The sequence below is a fragment of the Massilia sp. Masssp93 genome, assembly GCF_059491295.1.
Genome location: NZ_CP168502.1, coordinates 972,924 through 992,934, shown reverse-complemented (window position 1 = coordinate 992,934; position 20,011 = coordinate 972,924). Strand labels below are relative to the sequence as shown.

At 66.2% G+C, this 20,011-nt stretch carries 18 protein-coding genes and 1 pseudogene; 5 read left to right on the top strand and 14 right to left on the bottom strand.

Features of this window, described 5'->3' with window-relative positions; translation table 11 throughout:
* Positions 1-94: 94 nt before the first annotated feature.
* From ylqF to ACEN9Q_RS04335, 5 genes are all read right to left on the bottom strand, one after another.
* Positions 95-1,042, bottom strand: coding sequence for a ribosome biogenesis GTPase YlqF (ylqF, locus tag ACEN9Q_RS04355; protein WP_495627489.1), 948 nt, complete (start codon positions 1,040-1,042; stop codon positions 95-97).
* 81 nt (positions 1,043-1,123) lie between these two features.
* Positions 1,124-2,407, bottom strand: a complete 1,284-nt coding sequence (locus ACEN9Q_RS04350; RefSeq protein ID WP_495627488.1) for a choice-of-anchor X domain-containing protein — start codon at positions 2,405-2,407, stop codon at positions 1,124-1,126.
* Entirely contained in the window at positions 2,397-3,272 is an 876-nt protein-coding gene (locus tag ACEN9Q_RS04345) for a hypothetical protein (RefSeq protein WP_200958421.1), read from the bottom strand. Before ACEN9Q_RS04345 ends, ACEN9Q_RS04350 begins: the two co-directional genes overlap by 11 nt.
* A gap of 178 nt (positions 3,273-3,450) precedes the next feature.
* Positions 3,451-4,326 (bottom strand): hypothetical protein, encoded by an 876-nt coding sequence (locus tag ACEN9Q_RS04340; protein ID WP_495627487.1) that lies wholly within the window; start codon positions 4,324-4,326, stop codon positions 3,451-3,453.
* Positions 4,327-4,371: 45 nt separating this feature from the next.
* On the bottom strand, positions 4,372-5,304 hold the full coding sequence (locus ACEN9Q_RS04335) for a histone deacetylase family protein (protein WP_056450621.1): 933 nt from the start codon (positions 5,302-5,304) through the stop codon (positions 4,372-4,374).
* A gap of 162 nt (positions 5,305-5,466) precedes the next feature.
* Here ACEN9Q_RS04335 and ACEN9Q_RS04330 point away from each other — a divergent pair, with 162 nt between their 5' ends.
* The 5 genes from ACEN9Q_RS04330 to ACEN9Q_RS04310 all read left to right on the top strand — a co-directional run bounded on the left by ACEN9Q_RS04330 (position 5,467) and on the right by ACEN9Q_RS04310 (position 11,338).
* Positions 5,467-6,387: an AAA family ATPase gene (locus ACEN9Q_RS04330; protein WP_056450618.1), complete on the top strand. Its 921-nt coding sequence runs from the start codon at positions 5,467-5,469 to the stop codon at positions 6,385-6,387.
* A 23-nt stretch (positions 6,388-6,410) separates the two neighbouring features.
* On the top strand, positions 6,411-7,421 hold the full coding sequence (locus tag ACEN9Q_RS04325; protein ID WP_495627486.1) for a DUF58 domain-containing protein: 1,011 nt from the start codon (positions 6,411-6,413) through the stop codon (positions 7,419-7,421).
* The gene (locus ACEN9Q_RS04320) at positions 7,418-9,397 is read left to right on the top strand and encodes a transglutaminase TgpA family protein (protein WP_495627485.1); all 1,980 of its coding nucleotides are present in this window, start codon (positions 7,418-7,420) and stop codon (positions 9,395-9,397) included. Before ACEN9Q_RS04325 ends, ACEN9Q_RS04320 begins: the two co-directional genes overlap by 4 nt.
* A complete protein-coding gene (gene mltB, locus ACEN9Q_RS04315; RefSeq protein WP_495627484.1) occupies positions 9,394-10,545 on the top strand; it encodes a lytic murein transglycosylase B in 1,152 nt (383 codons plus the stop codon). The genes ACEN9Q_RS04320 and mltB overlap by 4 nt, the downstream gene beginning before the upstream one ends.
* 448 nt (positions 10,546-10,993) lie before the next feature.
* Positions 10,994-11,338 carry a hypothetical protein gene (locus ACEN9Q_RS04310; protein WP_082548403.1) on the top strand — a complete coding sequence of 115 codons (345 nt, stop codon included), beginning with the start codon at positions 10,994-10,996 and terminating at the stop codon, positions 11,336-11,338.
* A gap of 122 nt (positions 11,339-11,460) precedes the next feature.
* Here ACEN9Q_RS04310 and cysM read toward each other — a convergent pair whose 3' ends face one another.
* The 9 genes and pseudogenes from cysM to cmk all read right to left on the bottom strand — a co-directional run bounded on the left by cysM (position 11,461) and on the right by cmk (position 19,986).
* On the bottom strand, positions 11,461-12,363 hold the full coding sequence (gene cysM, locus ACEN9Q_RS04305) for a cysteine synthase CysM (RefSeq protein ID WP_495627483.1): 903 nt from the start codon (positions 12,361-12,363) through the stop codon (positions 11,461-11,463).
* Between the two features lie 145 nt (positions 12,364-12,508).
* Positions 12,509-12,898 (bottom strand): ComEA family DNA-binding protein, encoded by a 390-nt coding sequence (locus ACEN9Q_RS04300; protein ID WP_495627482.1) that lies wholly within the window; start codon positions 12,896-12,898, stop codon positions 12,509-12,511.
* A gap of 103 nt (positions 12,899-13,001) precedes the next feature.
* Positions 13,002-14,003: a D-glycero-beta-D-manno-heptose-7-phosphate kinase gene (gene rfaE1, locus ACEN9Q_RS04295; protein ID WP_495627481.1), complete on the bottom strand. Its 1,002-nt coding sequence runs from the start codon at positions 14,001-14,003 to the stop codon at positions 13,002-13,004.
* A 7-nt stretch (positions 14,004-14,010) separates the two neighbouring features.
* Positions 14,011-15,381: a UDP-glucose dehydrogenase family protein gene (locus tag ACEN9Q_RS04290; RefSeq protein WP_495627480.1), complete on the bottom strand. Its 1,371-nt coding sequence runs from the start codon at positions 15,379-15,381 to the stop codon at positions 14,011-14,013.
* A 13-nt stretch (positions 15,382-15,394) separates the two neighbouring features.
* A complete protein-coding gene (lapB, locus tag ACEN9Q_RS04285; protein WP_495627479.1) occupies positions 15,395-16,570 on the bottom strand; it encodes a lipopolysaccharide assembly protein LapB in 1,176 nt (391 codons plus the stop codon).
* 73 nt (positions 16,571-16,643) lie between these two features.
* Positions 16,644-16,934: pseudogene (locus ACEN9Q_RS04280) on the bottom strand (LapA family protein); the annotation flags it as partial.
* A gap of 210 nt (positions 16,935-17,144) precedes the next feature.
* Positions 17,145-17,450 carry an integration host factor subunit beta gene (locus ACEN9Q_RS04275; protein WP_056450593.1) on the bottom strand — a complete coding sequence of 102 codons (306 nt, stop codon included), beginning with the start codon at positions 17,448-17,450 and terminating at the stop codon, positions 17,145-17,147.
* Positions 17,451-17,482: 32 nt separating this feature from the next.
* Positions 17,483-19,189 carry a 30S ribosomal protein S1 gene (rpsA, locus tag ACEN9Q_RS04270; protein ID WP_082548402.1) on the bottom strand — a complete coding sequence of 569 codons (1,707 nt, stop codon included), beginning with the start codon at positions 19,187-19,189 and terminating at the stop codon, positions 17,483-17,485.
* 134 nt (positions 19,190-19,323) lie between these two features.
* Positions 19,324-19,986 (bottom strand): (d)CMP kinase, encoded by a 663-nt coding sequence (gene cmk / locus ACEN9Q_RS04265; RefSeq protein ID WP_056450587.1) that lies wholly within the window; start codon positions 19,984-19,986, stop codon positions 19,324-19,326.
* Positions 19,987-20,011: the final 25 nt, after the last annotated feature.

The window sequence follows — 20,011 nt, the reverse complement described above, 5'->3', positions numbered from 1 at the left end:
GCGTCGGGCGTGGAAAGAATCGTAAGCATCAGATGTAAAGCTGAACCGCACAAGGGAACGGCGCGCGGAGCCGGCATCGAACCGGCACGGGATTTCACGTACCGCGCTTCCCCCGCGCCGCCTCTTCCGCCTTGCGCGCCGCCTTCTCGGCCGCGATGCGCGCCTTTTCTTCCATCTCGACGCGGTGGCGTTCGAGCGCCTCGGCCCGCGTTTGCGGGGTTTCCAGGCTGATGCGGCCCAGCGCGCCCTGGCGGTAATCCTGCAGCAGCACGTGGGCCGCCTTCTCGTAGTCGTAGTCGCCGCCGCGCACGCGGAACGCGCGGCGCTGGGCGACGCCTTCGATGACGCCGAAGCCGTCCATGCCCTCCGTCTTGACGCCGTAGCGCGCGCTCAAGAGCTGCGGGTAGCGCTGCAGCAGCAGGCTGCCCAGGAATTCCGCGACCTCTTCCTCGATGACGGCATTGGTGCCGATCGCGTGACTGGCCGCCAGCATCAGGCCGTCGCTCTCCATCTCGATCTTGGGCCACAGCATGCCAGGGGTATCGACGAGCACCGTGAACTTGTCCAGGTAAAGCTTTTGCTGGGACTTCGTGACGGCCGGCTCGTCGCCGACCTTGGCGACGCGCTTCTTGAGCAGCGCATTCATCAGCGTGGACTTGCCCACGTTCGGGATGCCCATGATCATGATACGCAGCGGCTTCGTCGGCACGCCCCGATGCGGCGCCAGCATCTTGCACAGGTCCGGAATGCGCGCCACGTCGGACGGCTTCTTGGTCGTCATCGGGTAAGCGGTGACGCCGTCCTGGGCGTCGTACCAGGCGGCCCAGGCGGCCGTGGCGGCCGGGTCCGCCAGGTCGGTCTTGTTCAGTACCTTGAGGCAGGGGCGCTGGCGGAACTTGCGCAACTCCTCGACCATCGGGTTGCTGCTCGCCTCCGGCAGGCGGGCGTCCAGGACCTCGATGACCACATCGGTGTTTTCCATCTGTTCCGCGGCCTGCTTGCGGGCGGCGGCCATGTGGCCCGGGAACCATTGAATCGACATGTAGAACTCTCAATATCTGCGTGCAACCCTCTATTTTACGCTAGTCCACGCGTACTGACGGGTGCGGCGCACGCAGGCCCGCTATCGTGTTGCCGGTATGCACTCGCTCGGCGGCAACGGCACGGTCGGGTCGAACGTGGCCAGGCGGGCGCGCGCTTCCTTGAGATCCTTGCCGAATTCGGTCAGGTAGCGCGACCGTTCCTCGCTCTGCCATTCGGCATCCGAAAAGCTTTTCGGCGAGTGCGACGTACCCGTCAAGACCTTGCCTTGCAGGCGAGGCACCAGCGCGCGGTCGGGGTCGGTATTTTCCTTGAGCAGGTAGCCGTCGACGTCGCGCAGCGTGAGGGGCAGCGGCGGCGACTGGTCGCGCAGCAGCTTGCCGAACATCGTCAGCCTGACGTCGTTCGGACCGGGGCCGAGCACGTCGTTGAAGGTCAAGAGCGCGACGGGCTGGCCGCGGGCGTCGTCGACGCGGCCGTTGATGATGTAGCGGCCCGGCATGCGCACCTCGAGGGGCAGGTGGAACACGAGCGAGCCCTCCTCGACGGCTTCGCGCGGCGCTCCAGCCCACACGGCCGGCAGTTCGGGCGTGTAGATGACGTCGAATTGCACGACGCCGCTCTTGCCGCCCACGTTGTAGCGCACTTCGGTGCGGATGGTGCCGTTGAACGACGCGAGCCCCGTCTGCGCGGGCGCCAGCACGCCGGCGAAGGCGCCGTCGTTCGGCACCGGGTCGGCGCCCGTGCCGTCGTCGACGAAGGGAATGCTCACCTGCGGCGTCTGGCGCGTGCCCGCATACGTGATGCCCTGCGCGAGGGCGCGCGTGATCACGAGCGGCAGCGTCTTGCCGTCGGCGTCGACCGCGCGCAGCGAAAACGCCACCGATTCGCCGGATGCCATATAGACCCGCGACTGCGAGGTCTGCAACTGCACGCGGCCTTCGCTTCCGCCGCCGTCCAGGCGCATCGGGTTCATCGAGGCCACGAGGTCGTTGGGGCGATTCTGGTCGGGATTGTCCTTCATCGGACGCGAGCCGACCGGATACTGGGTGGAGGTGCGATAGCTGCAATACGTGTGATCGGCCAGCTGGACGTTGTCGACCAGTTGGCGGCGCCGGCTCGCGCGGTCGTCCGGCAGCGGCAGCCCCTCGGCCTGGACCCGGCCGAAGAATTGCGGCCCATGCGGCGCGGGGGGCTGGCTGGCCGCGGCCACGGGCGCGGCGCCGTCGTGGTCCATCGCGCTCCACACGAGGACGGCCACGACGGCGACGGCCGCCGCCCCCAGCGCCAGCCGCCGCAGGCCCGGCCGCGGCGGAGCGGACGGGCGGCGCGGCGGCTTGTCGTTACGGTGACGGCTAGAGGGCACTGTTCACCATTGCACTGCGCACGACGGACACGATGCCTTGCCAATTACCGTTCGTGTAATGGTTATAGGCCTCGCTGTCGTCGCGGAACGACACGGAGTGGTAACTCCACTTCGCGCTGCCCCCCTCGTTCGCGCTTGTTCCGAGCGTCAGGTCGTTGCAGAACCAGTCGCTGGGATTGCAGTACGATCCGCCGGAACTGCCGGACACGCCGCCCGAGCTGTGGTACGCGACGGCCTCGTCGTCCTGGCCGGGCAGGATGCCGGAGTAGGCCGTGCCCTTGGCGCCGGCGTACATGTAGAACCAGATGCCGCGGGTGTCGTTATGGTTGTACATGGCGCGCGCCGTCGTCGTCTTGAGGTCTTGCGTCAGCGGGTCGGACACGGCCCACGATCCGTAGTCGGCCAATTCGGAGCCGCCGCCCGCGCCGGACGCGGCGCGGACCCACTTGATGTTCCAGCCGGTCTGCGACGTGCCGTCGCTGTTGCCGCACACGCCCGACGAGTTCGGCGCAGCGTTCTTCTTCATGCGTGCCGAGCCGCCGTAGTTCGCGAGCGTGTAGCCCATCATGAGGTCGCCCGCGCTGTGGGTCGCGATATAGCACCAGTTGCTGCCGGTGCAGAAGCAGTCGAGGGCATCGCGGATGTGGTAGCCCTGCGATGCGATGCTGTTGTAACCGTCCCAGTTGACGGCCTTCTTGTTGACGCCCGCCGCCGTGGAAGACGGGCCCCAGTACGTGAAGCTGTTGTAGTCGCCGATCGTGCCGCCGCCCGTGCGGCCATTGATCCACAGCGTGTAGTTCGTCGCCGATGCCAGACTCGTGATTCCGAGCAGGCACAGCGCCGTCAGCCAGCGCATCAGTGTCATCTCCTCTCCTCCATTCTCGTCGTCGTTGGATGGTGTCGCCGTACGCCGGTTCGGTGCCGAACTGATGAGGTCGCCGTGGCTTACGGCCGAGTCGACTGTAGAGAGGGTTCATGGGTGTGTCAATTGCCGTGCGAGCCAGATTGGTGGCCTGTGATTCCACATAGGGCCGGCAGCGCGGCTACCTGGCGTTGGCCGCCACGGCGGCGCGCATGACGGCGACGATGCCGCCCCAGTGCCCGGCCGTGTAGTGGTTGTAGTTCTCGCCGTCGTCGCGGAAGGCGACCCAGTGGTTGGCCCACTTGGCGCGGCCGTCCCCGTTCGGTCCCGATCCCAGGGTCAGCTCGTGGCAGAACCAGTCGTGCGGGTTGCAATACGCGCCGCCCGACGCGCCCGAGACGGCGCCCGCGCTGTGATAGGCCTGCACGCCGTCGTCCTGGCCCGGCAGGAAGACCGACGTCACGCCGCCGTCGGCGCCCGCATACATCCAGAACCAGATGCCGCGGGTGGCGTTGTGGTTGTACATGGCGCGCGCCGTACGGACCCGCAGATCCTGCACGAGGGGTTCCGACATGACCCACGCACCGATGTCCGCCAGTTCCGAACCGCCGCCCGACCCTGCCGCGGACGCGATCCACTTGATGTTCCAGCCGGTCTGCGACGAACCGCCCGCATTGCCGCACACGCCCGATGCGTTCGGCCGGGCGTCCTTCTTCACGCGCGCGGAGCCGCCGTAGTTCGCGAGCGTGTAGCCGATGAGCAGGTCGCCGGCGCTGTGCGTGGCGATGTAGCACCAGTTGGTGCCCGTGCAGAAGCAGTCGAGCGCGTCGCGGATGCGGCCGCTCTGGGATGCGATGCTGCTGCGGCCGTCCCAGTTGACGGCTTTCTTGTTGACGCCGGCGTCCATGCTGGCCGGGCCCCAGTAGGCAAAGTCGGTGTAGTTGCCGATCGCGCCGCCGCCCGTGCGGCCGTTGATCCACAAGGTGTAGTTGGTTGCCGACGCGAGGCCGGCGAATGCCAGCAGGCACAGTGCCATCAAACAACGGAGCGTTCTCATCATCCCTCCACTCATCCATATTTGTGAGGGTTAGAGTTCGCGGAATCAGTCGAGTTCCGCGAGGGCCTTGATGTGGGCCACGACACTGCGTCCCAGCGCCGACAATGCATAGCCGCCTTCGAGGCAGCTGACGATGCGCCCGCCCGCGTACCGGCGCGCGATGTCGGCGACCTGGTGCGTGATCCACGCGTAGTCCGCCTCGACCAGCGCCATGCCGCCCATATCGTCTTCCTTGTGGGCGTCGAAGCCGGCCGAGATGAAGAGCATCTGCGGGCGGAACGCGTGCAGCGCGGGCAGCCACTGTTCGGCGACGAGCTTGCGCACGGCGTCGCCACCAGTGTACGCCGCGACCGGCACATTGATACTCGTAGCGGTGATAGGTTCGGGGTCGGTGTACGGATAGAACGGATGCTGGAAGAAGCTGGCCATCAGCACCCGCGGGTCGGCGCGGAACGATTCCGCCGTGCCGTTGCCGTGGTGGACGTCGAAATCGATGATGGCGACGCGCTCCAGGCCGTGCACGTCGAGCGCGCGGCGCACGGCGATGGCGACGTTGTTGAACAGGCAGAAGCCCATCGGCTCGCCCGGGCGCGCATGGTGGCCGGGCGGGCGGATGGCGCAGAAGGCGTTGTCGACGGTGCCGGCGATGACGGCATCCGTGGCGGCCACCGCGGCCCCGGCGGCGCGCAGGGCGGCGCGGTAACTGTCCTTGCACAACAGGGTGTCGCCGTCGAGCGGATAGTGCTCGCCGGGCACCGCGGGAAGGTTGCCGCGCACGAGGTCGAGGGCGCCCTGCGTGTGGTTGCGCAGGATGTCGGCCTCGTCGGCCAGCGGCGCGCTCACGTGCTCGACGAGGCCGTCCAGGCGCGCGAGGATCAGCTGGTCCTCGATGGCGCGCAGGCGCTCGGGCGTTTCGGGATGCCAGCTGCCCATCTCGTGCAGGGAACAGTCCGGGTGGCTGTAGATGGCTGTACTCATGGTTCGTGTGTGCGCGTGCTGCTCATCCGTACCGCAAGCCCTCCCGTTCTCGCATAGAATCGACGGGACAGGCAAATGACGCAGGCATATCTTGTTGCTAACAACGCTAATCTACCACGCCCGCGCGCACCGCCGCCCCTGAACGACGACCGGAAACCATCCATGTTCAACAAATTGCACGCGAGCGCGCGCCAGGTCAGCCAGATCGTGGTCGGCAAGGACCAGCAAGTCCGCCTCGCGCTGACCTGCCTGCTGGCCGGCGGCCACCTGCTCATCGACGACGTGCCCGGCGTCGGCAAGACCACCCTCGCCCACGCGCTCGCGCTGTCGCTGGGCCTCAGGTTCAACCGGGTCCAGTTCACGAGCGACCTGCTGCCGGCCGACGTGGCGGGCATCTCCGTCTACGAGCGCGAAAAGAACGGCTTCGTGTTCCACCCGGGCCCGATCTTCACCCAGGTGCTGCTCGCGGACGAGATCAACCGCGCCACGCCGAAGACCCAATCGGGCCTGCTGGAAGCGATGGAAGAGCGGCAGGTCACGGCCGACGGCGTCACCCGCGCACTGCCGGAACCGTTCTTCGTCATCGCGACGCAGAACCCGGCGCACCAGGTCGGCACCTTCCCCCTGCCGGAATCCCAGCTCGACCGCTTTTTGATGTGCCTGTCGCTCGGTTATCCGGACGCCGCCGCCGAGCGCGCCCTGCTGATGGGCGAAGACCGGCGCGCGATGCTCAAGACGATCGAACCCGTGATGCGGCCGGAGGAACTGATGGATGCCCAGCGCTCGCTGCGCGCGATCCACGCGTCGGGCGCCCTCATCGACTACCTGCAGGCCCTCGCGCAGGCATCGCGCTCGGGCAAGCTGTTCGCGGAGGGCCTGTCCCCGCGCGCCACGCTGGCCCTGCTGCAGGCGGCGCGCGCGTGGGCCGCGCTGGAAGGCCGCGACCACGTGATTCCGGAAGACGTGCAGGCCCTGCTCGTGCCCGTCTGCGCGCACCGCCTGCGGCCGTTGCGTTCGGCGCAGGGCGTCGCGATGGCCAGCCGCGACCTCGTGCTGCAGCTGCAGAAGTCGGTCCCGGTCTGATGGCCGGGATTGCCGATCCTGCGATGGCGCGACCCGGCGGATGGCTCGAGCGCAAGCGCGCCCTGTGGCGTTCGCGGGCGACGGCGCGCGATGCGGGCAGCGTGCTGCTGAGCCAGCGGCGCGTCTACATCCTGCCCACGCGCGCCGGCCTCGGCTTCTGCGCGCTGCTGCTCGTGCTGCTGATCGGCTCCATCAACTACAACCTCGGCCTCGGCTTCGGCCTGACGTTCGTCGCCGCCGCCTGCGCCCTCGTCGACATGGTGCAGACGACGCGCAACCTGGCCGGCCTCGTGCTCAGCCCCGGCCGCGCGCCCGACGTGTTCGCCGGCGAGGATGCGCCGTTCGAACTGCGCGTCGAAAATCCCACGCGGCTGGCCCGCTACGCCGTCTGGATCGATTTCGAGGACGTGCCCGAACCGCGCCAGGCCGTCGACGTGGGAACGGGAGACGGCACGGCCGGCGGCAGCGCCACGCTGGTGCTGCGCACGCCGACGCGCGCCCGCGGGTGGATGCGCCCGCCGCGCGTGCGCCTGTCCACGCGCTTCCCGCTCGGCCTGTTCCGCGCCTGGAGCTGGTGGCAGCCGGACAGCCGCGCGCTCGTCTATCCCTTCCCCGAGCAGGACGCGCCGCCGCTGCCGATGCAGGGCCGTCCCAGTCCGGACGGCATCGGCAGCGCGGGCAACGACGATTTCGGCGGCGTGCGCAGCTACCAGCCGGGCGATCCGCTGCGCCATCTCGCCTGGCGCCAGATCGCCCGGCTCGACCCGGAACTGGGCGGCCAGCTCGTCACCAAGCACTTCGAGGGCGGCACGGTCGACGAGCTCGTGCTCGACTTCGACGCGCTGCCGGCCCGGCTCGACGAGGAACTGCGCCTCGCGCGCATGGCCCGCTGGGTGCTGGAAGCGGAGCAGCGCGCCCTGCCCTACGCCTTCCACCTCGGCCGCATCCGCTACGACGCGGCCCTCGGCACGGCGCACCAGGCGGCCTGCCTGCGCGCGCTGGCGCTGTACGGCTTGCCGGGAGAGCCGGCGTGAGGGTGCCCCTGTCGCGCGACAAGCAAGACACCCTGCTGCTGATCGCCAGCAGCCTGCTCGTGCTGATGCCGCACGCGGCCCACCTGCCGCTCTGGGTGAGCCTGCTGTGCGGCGCCACCCTGGCCTGGCGCGCCGGCGTCACGCTGCTGGGCCGGCGCATGCCGTCGAACGTCGTCCTCGTGCCGATCGCGGCGGCCGCGATGTTCGGCGTGCTGCACAGTTATCACACCTTGCTGGGGCGCGATGCCGGGGTCGCCATGCTGGTGCTCCTCGTCGCCTTCAAGATGCTCGAGATGCATGCGCGGCGCGACCTGTTCGTCGTCGTGTTCCTGTGCTACTTCCTCGTCCTCACCAATTTCTTTTATTCGCAGACGATCCCGACGGCGCTGCTGATGCTGGCGTCGATCGTCGCGCTGCTCGCGACCCAGCTGTCGTTCCAGCTGACGGGCGCCGTCCCGCCGCTGCGCACGCGCCTGTGGATGGGCGCGAAAGTACTCGGCCTGGCGCTGCCGCTGGCAGGCGCCGCGTTCTTCCTGTTTCCGCGCATCGAAGGCCCGCTGTGGGGCATGCCGGACGACTCGCACGCGGCCCGCACCGGCCTGTCGGACACGATGGCGCCGGGCCAGATGTCGAACCTGGCCCAGTCGGAGGACGTCGCGTTCCGCGTGAAGTTCGACGGCCCCGTGCCGCCGCAACCGCAGCTGTACTGGCGCGGTCCCGTGCTGGGCAACTACGACGGCCGCACGTGGACCCGCGTGCGGCCGTCGCGGTTCGTGCGTCCGCAGCCGCTGTCGCTGTCCGTCGGCGGCAAGCCGGTGGGTTACGAGGTCACGCTGGAACCGTCGAACACGCGCTGGCTGTTCGCGCTCGAGATGCCGCGTGCGCTGCCCGACGTGCCGGGCCACGGCGTGGCGCTGTCCGGCGCACTGGAATTCCAGTCGCTCGACCCGATCGCCGAACGCGTGCGCTACGACCTCGTCTCGTTCGTGCAATACCGGCTGCAGCCGGAGGCGTCGCCCCTCGACGGGCAATGGCTGACGCTGCCTTACGGGACCAATCCGCGGGCGCGCGCCGAGGGGCAGGCGCTCGCAAGCGAGCCCGATCCGGCGCGGCGCGTGGCGGCCGTGCTGCGCGAATTCGCGCAAGGCGGCTTCGTCTACACCTTGCAGCCGCCGCTGCTGCCCGGACGGGACGCCGTCGACGACTTCCTGTACGGCACGCGCGCCGGCTTTTGCGAGCATTACGCGGGCGCCTTCGTGTTCCTGATGCGGGCGGCCGGCGTGCCGGCGCGCGTCGTCACGGGCTACCAGGGCGGCGAGATGAATCCCATCGACGGCTACCTCACCGTACGCCAGTCCGACGCGCATGCCTGGGCCGAGGTCTGGCTGCCGCGGCGGGGCTGGGTGCGCGTCGACCCGACGGCCGCCGTGGCGCCCGAGCGCGTGCAGCACAGCCTGGCAAGCGCGCTGCCGGCCCCGGCGCCGTTCGGCCTCGAAGGCCTGGGCCGGCTGCTGCAGCCCGATCCGGATTCGCTGCTCGGGCGCCTGCGCTACGCGATCGGCGCCGTCAACAACGGCTGGAACCAGTGGGTGCTGAACTATACGCCGCAGCGCCAGCAGCACGTCGTGCAACGCTTGCAAGAAGGATTGTCCCATTGGCAAAGCCTGGCGCTGATCGGCATGCTCTGCGCCATGTTGTTCCTGGTAAGAAAATTCTCGCAGCGACGGAAAGCCGACCCCGTCGATGCGCTATACTCGGTCCTGTGCCAGCGCCTCGGCCAGCTCGGCCTGCCGCGTGCGCCGGACGAAGGGCCGACCGCATACGCCCGGCGTGTTGCCGATGCCGGTTTGCCCCCTGAGCCCGGCGCGGCGGCGACGGAATTCCTGCGCCGCTACAGCGCTTACCGCTACGGATCGCAGGCCACCGGCACCGGCCTCGTCCCCATCCTGAGAGATTTGCTGTCCCGAGTTCGATGAAATCCTTCGTTCCACTGCTGCTTGCCCTGGCCGTCGGCGCCGGTGCGACGGCGGATGCGGTCGCCGCATCCTCGCTCCATCATTCCCATGCCGCCAAGGCCAAGTCCGCCAAGGCCGCGAAAAAGTCCGGCAAGCATGCGAAGACGGCGAAAGCCGCCGCGCCCGCCCGCCCCGCCATCGACTACGACGGCGAACCCGTCAACTTCGGCGAATGGCAGGCCGTGCAGGACTTCGAGGACGATATGGTGGCCCGCAACGGCTTCGAGCGCGCCCAGATCGACGACGTGGTCAAGCAGGCGCGCTTCATCGATTCCGCCGTCCAGCTCGTGAAACCGGCGCCGCCGGGCAAGCCCAAGAACTGGCGCGCGTACAGCGACCGCTTCATCGAGCCGATCCGCATCAATGCCGGCGTGCGCTTCTGGGCCGAGAACGAAGACACCCTCGCGCGCGCGGCGGCGACGTACGGCGTGCCGGCCGAGATCCTCGTCGGCATCCTCGGCGTGGAAACGATTTATGGCCGCGACACCGGGCGGTTCCGCGTCGTGGACGTGCTGACCACCCTCGCCTTCGCCTATCCCGAAGCGCCGAACCGGCTCGACCGCATGGCGTTCTTCCGCAGCGAGCTGGAGAAGACGCTGCTGCTGGCGCGCAAGGAAAACATTGACCCGTTCTCGCTGCTGGGCTCGTTTGCGGGCGCCGTCGGCATGCCGCAATTCATGCCGGGCAATATCCTCAAGTATGGCGTGGACTTTGACGGCGACGGCATCGTCGATCTGCGCGGCTCCGCGGCGGATGCGATCGGCAGCGTGGCCAACTTCCTCGTCCAGCACGGCTGGGATCGCGACAACACGGGGCCGGCCGTCTTCCCTGCCGACGTGGCGCCCAGCCTCGCCTGGCAGCCGCTGCTGGGCGGCCTGGACGCCCGCTACCAGCCGGCGGAGCTCGACGGCGCCGGCGTCGCGACCCACACGGCCCTGCCGGGCGGCCGGTTGTATGGCCTCGTCGACCTGCAGAACGGCGCGGACCCGACGGAGTATTGGGTCGCAAACGCTAATTTTTTTGCTATTACGAAATATAACCGTAGTTATTTTTATGCCATGTCGGTGGTGGAGTTGGGCCGTGCGGTGCGGCTCGCACGCGGCATTTAGCTGCTCCGAACCAACAACTTTGTATCAATTTGTAACAGACTTGTCATAAATACTGCTGAGTTAATGCAGTCGTGACAACGTTATACCCCCGGGGAGTACCCACATTTCCGCTAGACAGTTCTCCTAGGAAACTGTGGGTCTTTCCCGATACCCCCTCTCAAGTTGTCATTCCACCATTCAATTCCGAAACGTGCGGCGGCGCATCGATAATTGCTTTACACTTAATTTTAAATAAAAAACAATTATCTCCCATGGTGAGTTTGTGAGAGAATTGCATTGCGGCTATTGTTGCGATGTGACAACGAACTCAACAAAAGCCACTGATTTTTATTGCTCTTGAGTACTAAATTTGAAATTAGTTGTATAATTTAGTAGAAACTTTCACATCCTCAAGGACCTGGAAGTTTGCCGTGAGCTCTGACAAACCCCTCATAGGAATAGTGACATCATGACGAACCAAGTCGGTATCGATATGAACAGCGATTCGGAAAACGACGAACTGCTGCAATACAACCCGAATCGCCTGCTCGACACCCTGATCGAGAACCTGCGCCTGAAGAACGACGCCGCCCTGTCGCGCGCGCTGGAAGTCGCGCCGCCGGTGATCTCGAAGATCCGCCACCACCGCCTGCCGGTCGGCGCTTCGCTGCTGATCCGCATGCACGAAGTTTCCGACCTGTCGATCCGCGACCTGCGTTACCTGATGGGCGACCGCCGCGCCAAGTTCCGCATCAGCGACAAGCAGTTCAAGCCGAAAGACAAGGACGCCAGCGGCAGCGGCCTCGATCAATAATGAAGGACGCCAGACCGGACGGCGGCCCTTGATGCCGCCGCACCGGAGCAGGAATGACTGCCCCACATCGTAGTGGGATGGGGAGACCCAGCGCCGAGAACCCGCGCCGGGCACAATGACGATCAGGCGGGAAACACACCCGTCGACAAATAACGATCACCGCGGTCGCAGACGATGAATACGATCGTCGCATTCTCGACCGTCTGCGCGATCCGCAAGGCGATTTCGCAGGCGCCGGCCGCGGAAATACCGCAGAAAATACCCTCTTCGGCCGCCAGCCGGCGCGCCATCTGTTCCGCCGCGGCCTGCGTCACGCTCTCGACCTGGTCGATGCGCGACTTGTCGAAGATCTTCGGCATGTACGCTTCCGGCCATTTGCGGATGCCCGGGATCGACGATCCTTCTTCCGGCTGGGCGCCGACGATGCGGACCGCCTCGTTCTGTTCCTTCAGGTAGCGCGACACGCCCATGATCGTGCCGGTGGTGCCCATCGCACTGACGAAGTGGGTGATGCGGCCGTCCGTATCGCGCCAGATTTCCGGCCCCGTCGTCTCGTAGTGGGCGCGCGGATTGTCCTGGTTGCCGAACTGGTCGAGGATGATGCCCTGCCCGTCCTTCTGCATCTGCTCGGCCAGGTCGCGCGCGTATTCCATGCCGCCCGTCCTGGGCGTCAGGATGATCCGGGCGCCATACGCGGCCATGCTCTGGCGGCGCTCCACCGACAGGTTGTCCGGCATGACCAGCACCATCTTGTAGCCGCGGATCGCCGCCGCCATCGACAGCGCGATGCCCGTGTTGCCGCTCGTCGCTTCGATCAAGGTGTCGCCGGGCTTGATCTGGCCGCGCGCCTCGGCCCCGCGCAGCATCGACATCGCGGCGCGGTCCTTGACGGAACCGGCCGGGTTGTTGCCTTCGAGCTTGCCGAGGATAACGTTGTTGCGGGCCGCCGCTTCCGGCCCGGGGATGCGCACCAGCTGCACCAGCGGGGTATTGCCGATCGTGTCTTCGATGGTCTTGTATGCCATTGCCTACTCTTTGCGAACGCGAAAGCGTCATTCTAATCCGAGTTCGAGTGGCGCGTACGGGCCGGGGCCGGGTCCGGCCGCAAAATACTTTTGTACAAAACAAAAACCCCGCGCGCGGCGGGGTTCTCATGCGGGGTGCGGACCGTCAGGTGGCCGATTTGCCGGCCTTCATGTCGGCCGGCTTGGCGCTGCTCTTGGCCGGTTTGGCGGCCTTCTCGGCCGGCGCGGCCTTCTCGGCGGACGCGGCCGCCATCGGTGCGCCTTCCTTCGACTGGCCGTTGACTTGCAGGCCGGCCTTCGACAGCTGGGCCGCGCGCTTGTCGGCGACGCCCTTCACGCGCTTCTGGAAATCGCTCCAGTCCTTGAAGTCGCCGCCCTTGGTGCGTGCGTCGATGATTGCCTTCGACATGGCCGGACCGACGCCCTTGACCGAATCCAGCGCGGCGGCATCGGCCTTGTTGACGTCCACCTGGGCGAACGCAAAGCCCATCGACGCCACCAGCGTGGCGACTGCAAGCATCAGCTTCTTGATCATCTCGTTTTCTCCATTATCGTCGGATGGCTGCCGGGAATGGCCGCCTGTTGCCATAACGGATGGACAGGACGATGGGTTGACGGCGCGGCTTGCGGGCGCACAATCAGACGTGCCCGTCGTCCTTGCGGCGCTGCGCGAACAACTCGTCGCGGGTGACGGTCGCCGTACCCAGCTTGCCGACCACGATGCCGCCCGCCCGGTTCGCCGTCGCCAGCGCTTCCGGCAGCGGCACGCCCGCGCCCAGCATGGCGGCCATCGTCGCGATGACGGTGTCGCCGGCGCCGGAGACGTCGAACACTTCGCGCGCGTCCGCGTGCACGTGCAGGACCTCGCCGGCCGTGTACAGGCTCATGCCCTCTTCCGACCGGGTCAGCAGCAGCGCTTCCAGGCCGAGGTCCGTGCGCAGCATCTGCGCCTTTTCCGTCAGCTGCTCTTCCGTCTTCCAGGTGCCGACGATGCGCTTGAGTTCCGACTTGTTCGGCGTGAGCATCGTGGCGCCCGCGTAGGGCGTGAAATCGTCGCCCTTGGGATCGACCATGACGGTCTTGCCGGCCGCGCGCGCGGCGCGGATCATCTCGGCCACGTTGACGAGGCTCCCCTTGTTGTAGTCGGACAGGACGATCACGTCGTAGTCCGGCAGCAGCGCCTTGAACTGCGTGAGCTTGTCGCGCAGCGTGGTTTCCGTGGGCGCGTCCTCGAAGTCGATGCGGACCATCTGCTGCTGGCGCCCGATGACGCGCAGCTTGATGATGGTGGAAATCGCCTCGTCGCGCTTCAGGTAGCTGTGGATGCTCGATTCGCGCAGGATGCGTTCGACGTGGTCGCCCGCCTCGTCGGCGCCGACGACGCCCAGCAGCCCGCAATGCGTGCCGAGGGCCGCCGCGTTGCGCGCCACGTTGGCGGCGCCGCCCAGGCGCTCCTCGCGACGCTCGATGCGCACGACCGGCACCGGCGCTTCCGGCGAGATGCGCGAGACGTCGCCGAACCAGTAGCGGTCGAGCATGACGTCGCCCACGACGAGCAGGCGCACGCGCTCCAGCTGCGGCGCTTCGGCCTGGCGGTAGCTGTCCGTGGGCAGCAGGCGGCTGGCGATGGTGCTGGTCATGCGCGCCTCACTTGCCCGTCAGGACCGAGCGGCCGATGCCGTGGTATTCGATGCCGAGGCCCGTCATCAGCGGCGGCTCGAACAGGTTGCGGCCGTCGATGATCACGGGGTGCTTCAGGCGCGCCTTGATCTGCTCGAAGTCCGGGCTGCGGAACGCCTTCCACTCGGTGACGATGACCAGCGCCTCGGCCCCGGTCAGCGCGTCCATCGGGGCCTGGGTGAAGTCGATGCGGGCGAGTTTCTCCTCGCCGAGATCCATGGCCAGCACGCGGCGCGCTTCGTCCATCGCGACCGGGTCGTACACGGCGACGGTGGCGCCGCGCTCGATCAGCTCCTGCAGCAGCACGCGCGACGGCGCCTCGCGCATGTCGTCCGTGTTCGGCTTGAATGCGAGGCCCCACACGGCGAAGCGCATGCCCGTCAGGTCCGCGCCGAAGCGCTGCACGACCTTGCGGCCCAGCACCTGCTTCTGGCGGTCGTTGACGGCTTCGACGGCACGCAGGATCAGCAGTTCCTGGTCGTACTGGCGCGCCGTGCGCTCCAGCGCCTGCACGTCTTTCGGGAAGCACGAGCCGCCGTAGCCGGCGCCGGCGTACAGGAAGCTGTGGCCGATGCGCGGGTCGGAACCGATGCCGTGGCGGACCGCCTCGATGTCGGCGCCCACCTGGTCGGCCAGGTTCGCCAGTTCGTTCATGAACGAGATACGGGTGGCGAGCATCGCGTTGGCGGCGTATTTCGTGAACTCGGCCGAGCGCACGTCCATCCAGTAGACGCGCTCGTGGTTGCGGTTGAACGGCGCGTACAGGAGCTTCATGAGGTCGCGCGCGCGGTGGCCCGCGGGGCTGTCGTCGTGGCCGATGACGATGCGGTCCGGACGCATGAAGTCTTCGACGGCGGCGCCCTCTTTGAGGAATTCCGGGTTCGAGACGACGGCGAATTCCATGTTCTCCTGGCCGCGCGTGCGCAGCTCTTCGCGCAGCGCGGCGGCGACGCGGTCGGCAGTGCCGACGGGCACCGTGGACTTGTCGACGATGACCTTGTAGCCGTCCATGTGGCGGCCGATGTTGCGGGCGGCCGCCAGCACGTACTGCAGGTCGGCGGAGCCGTCTTCGTCCGGCGGCGTGCCGACGGCGATGAACTGCAGCTGGCCGTGCGCGACGCTGGCCGCGACGTCCGTCGAGAACTGCAGGCGGCCGCTGGCGCGGTTGCGCGCGACGACTTCCTCCAGGCCCGGTTCGTGGATGGGAATGCCGCCGTTGTTCAGCAGGTCGATCTTGCGTTGGTCGACGTCGAGGCAAAAGACGTCGTTGCCGAGTTCCGCCAGGCAGGCGCCGGTGACGAGGCCGACGTAGCCGGTGCCGATAATCGTAATCTTCATGGTTTGCTTTAGCTTAGTTCATCACATTCAGTTCTTCGGTGCGGCGCGGCGGATAGGTTCCCCACTTGCTGCACCCCGGGCATTGCCAGTAGTACTGGCGCGCCTTGAAACCACAGTGGCTGCACTGGTAGCGCGCCAGCTTCTGCGTGTACCCGTGCACCAGGTTCTTCACCATCGACAGCTCTTCCCAGACGTTCGCCGGCGCATCCATCAGGCGCGCTTCCAGCAGCTTGTCGAGACCGAGCAGGGTCGGATTGCGGCGCAGCTCTTCCACCACCAGTTGTTTGGCAGCGTCCACGCCGTTGAGTTCAATGACGGCCTTGAAGACCACCTCGATCAGATCAATCGACGACGCTTCTTCGAGATAGGAGCGCAGCAGGTTGACGCCCTCCTGCGGGCGGCCGACGGCGCGGTAACCATCCATCAGGCGCGTGGCGACGAGGGCCGCGTGCGGCACGCTTTGCTGCTCCACGCGGCGCCACGTCTTCAACGCGCCCTCGATGTCGCCTTCGGCCTTGAGCGCATCGCCGCACAGCATCGTCGCGCGCACGCTCTTGCGGTCGGCCTGCAGGGCCTTGTCCAGCAGCGCCTTCGCTTCGTCGGACTGCATGTGCACGAGGGCGTCCTGCGCCAGCTCGCAATAGAACTGCGCGATTTCCTTGTGGTGGGCGCCGGCGCCCGATTCCATCAGGCCCTCGGCGGCGGCGATCGCGCGCCGCCATTCCTTCTCGCGCTGGAAGATTTCCAGCAGCGCGCGCCGGGCCTGCACGCCGTACTGCGTGTCGACGAGCAGGTTGAACGTTTCCTCGGCGCGGTCCAGCAGGCCCGCCTTCAGGTAGTCCATCCCGAGTTCGTACTGCGCATGCACCTGCTGCTCGAGCGGCAGGTCGGGACGCGACAACAGGTTCTGGTGGACGCGGATCGCGCGTTCGGTCTCGCCGCGGCGGCGGAACAGGTTACCGAGCGCGAAGTGCATGTCGGCCGTCTCCGGGTCCAGCTTGACGATCTCGATGAAGGCGTCGATCGCCTTGTCCGGCTGTTCGTTGAGAAGGAAATTCAGGCCCTTGAAGTAGCCGCGCGGGAGACTGCGCGATTCGGAGACGAGCTGCTTGATGTCGACGCGGGCGGCGATCCAGCCGAGGGCAAAAAAGACGGGGATGCCGAGCAGCCACCAGATTTCAAATTCCATATGTTGTTCTTATTGATTGTCCTGTTACGTTCAGTCGGGCCGCGTCGGCCGCGCCTTGTCCCCCGCGCGGCGCGACGCTGTCCGGCTGCGGTGCGCCGGCGGCCGTGCCGGCCGCGCTTTGCAGGGCCTGGATCGTGTGCTTGTGCTGCGAGCTTTCGCGGCGGTGGCGGAACACGGTCGGCGTCACGGCCAGGATGCCGAGGAACGCCCCGGCGATGAAAAACGCCAGCAGCATCAGCACCAGCGGCCCCCTCACCTCGTAGTTCAGGAAGAAGTGCAGGTCGACCTGGTGCGTGTTCTTCAGGGCGAAGCTGAAAAACAGGACGAACAACAGGCAACCGACGATGGTGGAGACGAGTTTCATCAGCAGGTCCCGAGTGGAAAGACGGCAAAGGCGCAGTGTCGCATATTTGAAACGATATTCATAGGACGGCCAGCCCGGCCGTTGTGTGTGCGCGGCGTGATTATACGTGGGTTGCACGACGGGCATCGGCGATGCAATGCGCGGTTACATTTTTCAAAAAAAAACGGCGCCCCGGGTGGGACGCCGTCTTGTCGGCTCGACGCAGACGAATCAGTCTTCGATGATCGGCTGCCCGACCATCGCGTCGACCCGCTCGCGCAACTGCTTGCCCGGCTTGAAGTGGGGCACCCGTTTTTCGGGCACCATCACCTTGTCGCCGGACTTCGGGTTGCGGCCGATGCGGGGCGGCCGGCTGTTCAGTGCAAAGCTGCCGAAACCGCGGATCTCGATGCGCTGGCCGCTCGCGAGAGCGCCCGTCATCGCATCGAGGATGGTCTTGACGGCAAACTCGGCGTCTTTTGCCACCAGCTGGGAATAGCGTTCAGCAAGGCGGTTGATCAGCTCGGACTTGGTCATCTGCTTGGCTTCCGAAAGGAATTAACCTTTGATCAGTTTTTGTTGTCGAACTTGGCCTTCAGCAGAGCGCCCAGCGACGTGGTGCCGGTTGCTGCGCTGTTGTCCGAAGCCAGTTTCTGCATGGCTTCCTGGGTCTCGGCGTTGTCCTTGGCCTTGATCGACAGCTGGATGCTGCGTGCCTTGCGGTCGATGTTGATGACCAGGGCTTCGACCTTGTCGCCCACTTTCAGGTGGGTGCCGGCATCTTCCACGCGGTCGCGGGCGATTTCCGAAGCACGCAGGTAGCCTTCGACTTCGTCGTTCAGCGCGATCACGGCGCCTTTCGGCTCAACCGACTTCACGGTGCCGGTGACCAGGGTGCCCTTGTCGTTCAGCGAAGCGAAGTTGTTGAACGGGTCGCCTTCCAGCTGCTTGACGCCCAGCGAGACACGCTCGCGCTCGACGTCGATCGCCAGAACGACGGCTTCCAGCTCGTCGCCCTTCTTGAAGCGGCGGACGGCTTCTTCGCCGGCTTCGGTCCACGACAGGTCGGACAGGTGCACCAGGCCGTCGATGTTGCCCGGCAGGCCGATGAACACGCCGAAGTCGGTGATCGACTTGATCAGACCCTTGACCTTGTCGCCCTTCTTGTGGGTCATGCCGAAGTCGTCCCACGGATTCGCCTTGCACTGCTTCATGCCCAGCGAGATACGGCGGCGCTCTTCGTCGATTTCCAGGACCATGACTTCGACTTCGTCGCCCAGCTGGACAACCTTGTTCGGAGCCACGTTCTTGTTGGTCCAGTCCATTTCCGAGACGTGCACCAGGCCTTCGATGCCCTGCTCGACTTCCACGAACGCACCGTAGTCGGTCAGGTTCGTGACCTTGCCGAACAGGCGGGTGCCTTGCGGGTAGCGACGCGACAGGCCGGTCCACGGATCGTCGCCCAGTTGCTTGACGCCCAGCGAGACGCGGTTCTTTTCCTGATCGTACTTGAGGACCTTGGCGGTGATCTCTTGGCCAACCGACAGGACTTCCGACGGGTGACGCACGCGACGCCATGCCAGGTCGGTGATGTGCAGCAGGCCGTCGATGCCGCCCAGGTCGACGAACGCACCGTAGTCGGTGATGTTCTTGACGACGCCGGTGACGACGGTGCCTTCCTTCAGCGTTTCCATCAGCTTCGCACGCTCTTCGCCCATCGATGCTTCGATGACGGCGCGACGCGACAGCACGACGTTGTTACGCTTGCGGTCCAGCTTGATGACCTTGAATTCCAGGGTCTTGCCTTCGAACGGAGTCGTGTCCTTGACCGGACGGGTGTCGACCAGCGAACCCGGCAGGAATGCGCGGATGCCGTTGGTCAGGACGGTCAGGCCGCCCTTGACTTTGCCGTTCACGGTACCGGTGACGATCTCGCCCGATTCCATTGCTTTTTCCAGAGCCAGCCACGATGCCAGGCGCTTGGCCTTGTCGCGCGACAGGATGGTATCGCCGAAACCATTTTCCAGCGATTCGATGGCCACGGAAACGAAGTCACCCACGTTGACTTCCAGTTCGCCCTGGTCATTCTTGAATTCTTCGATGGGGATGAAAGCTTCCGACTTCAGGCCGGCGTTGACGATCACGAAGTTGTGATCCAGACGCACGACTTCGGCGGAGATGACTTCGCCCGAACGCATGTCTTGACGGGCCAGCGACTCTTCGAAGAGTGCTGCGAAGCTTTCCATACCGGTATCTTGATTTGCTGCAGTAGCCATAAGTTTTGAGATGTTAGCCAGCAGATCGGCCATATGCGATCTGAACTGGGTCAAGTTGAACCACACCCGAGGCGACCGGCCCCGGGCACCCGACACGCCGCTCGCGCGGCGCTTGCTGCTTGGTTGCTGCTGATTCAGGGATGCGCATACCAGGCGAGTACCTGTTCGACGGCTTGATCAGCCGTCATTTGCGAGGTATCGAGGATGTGCGCCCCCTCCGCCGGCACCAGCGGGGCCACGGCGCGCTGGGTGTCGCGCGCGTCGCGGGCCTGCAAATCCGCCAGCAGATCGTCCATATTAGCAGAAAACCCTTTGTCAATCAATTGCTTATACCGGCGTTGCGCACGTGCCTCAACACTTGCAGTCAAGAACACTTTCAGCTTTGCGCCGGGAAAGATCACGGTGCCCATATCGCGCCCGTCCGCCACGAGGCCGGGCGTTTCGCGGAAGCTCAGTTGCAAACCGTACAATGCCTGGCGCACGCCTGGCAGGGCGGCAATCTTCGACGCGGTATTGCCCACGTCCTCGGCCCGGATGGCGTTGCTCACCTCTTCCGTGCCCAGATAGATATGGCCGCCGTTGAAGCGGACGTTCAGGTGCTCGGCCACCTTGGCGAGCGCGTGCTCGTCGCGCATGTCGGTGTCGCGGCGCAGCGCGGACAGCGCGGTGAGGCGGTACAGCGCGCCGGAATCCAGCAGGTGGAAGCCCAGGCGGTCGGCAACCTTGTGGGCCACCGTGCCCTTGCCCGAGGCGGTCGGGCCGTCAATCGTAATGACGGGAATATTCGTGTTCGACATGTACGTGTGTGTGGTTACCAGATTT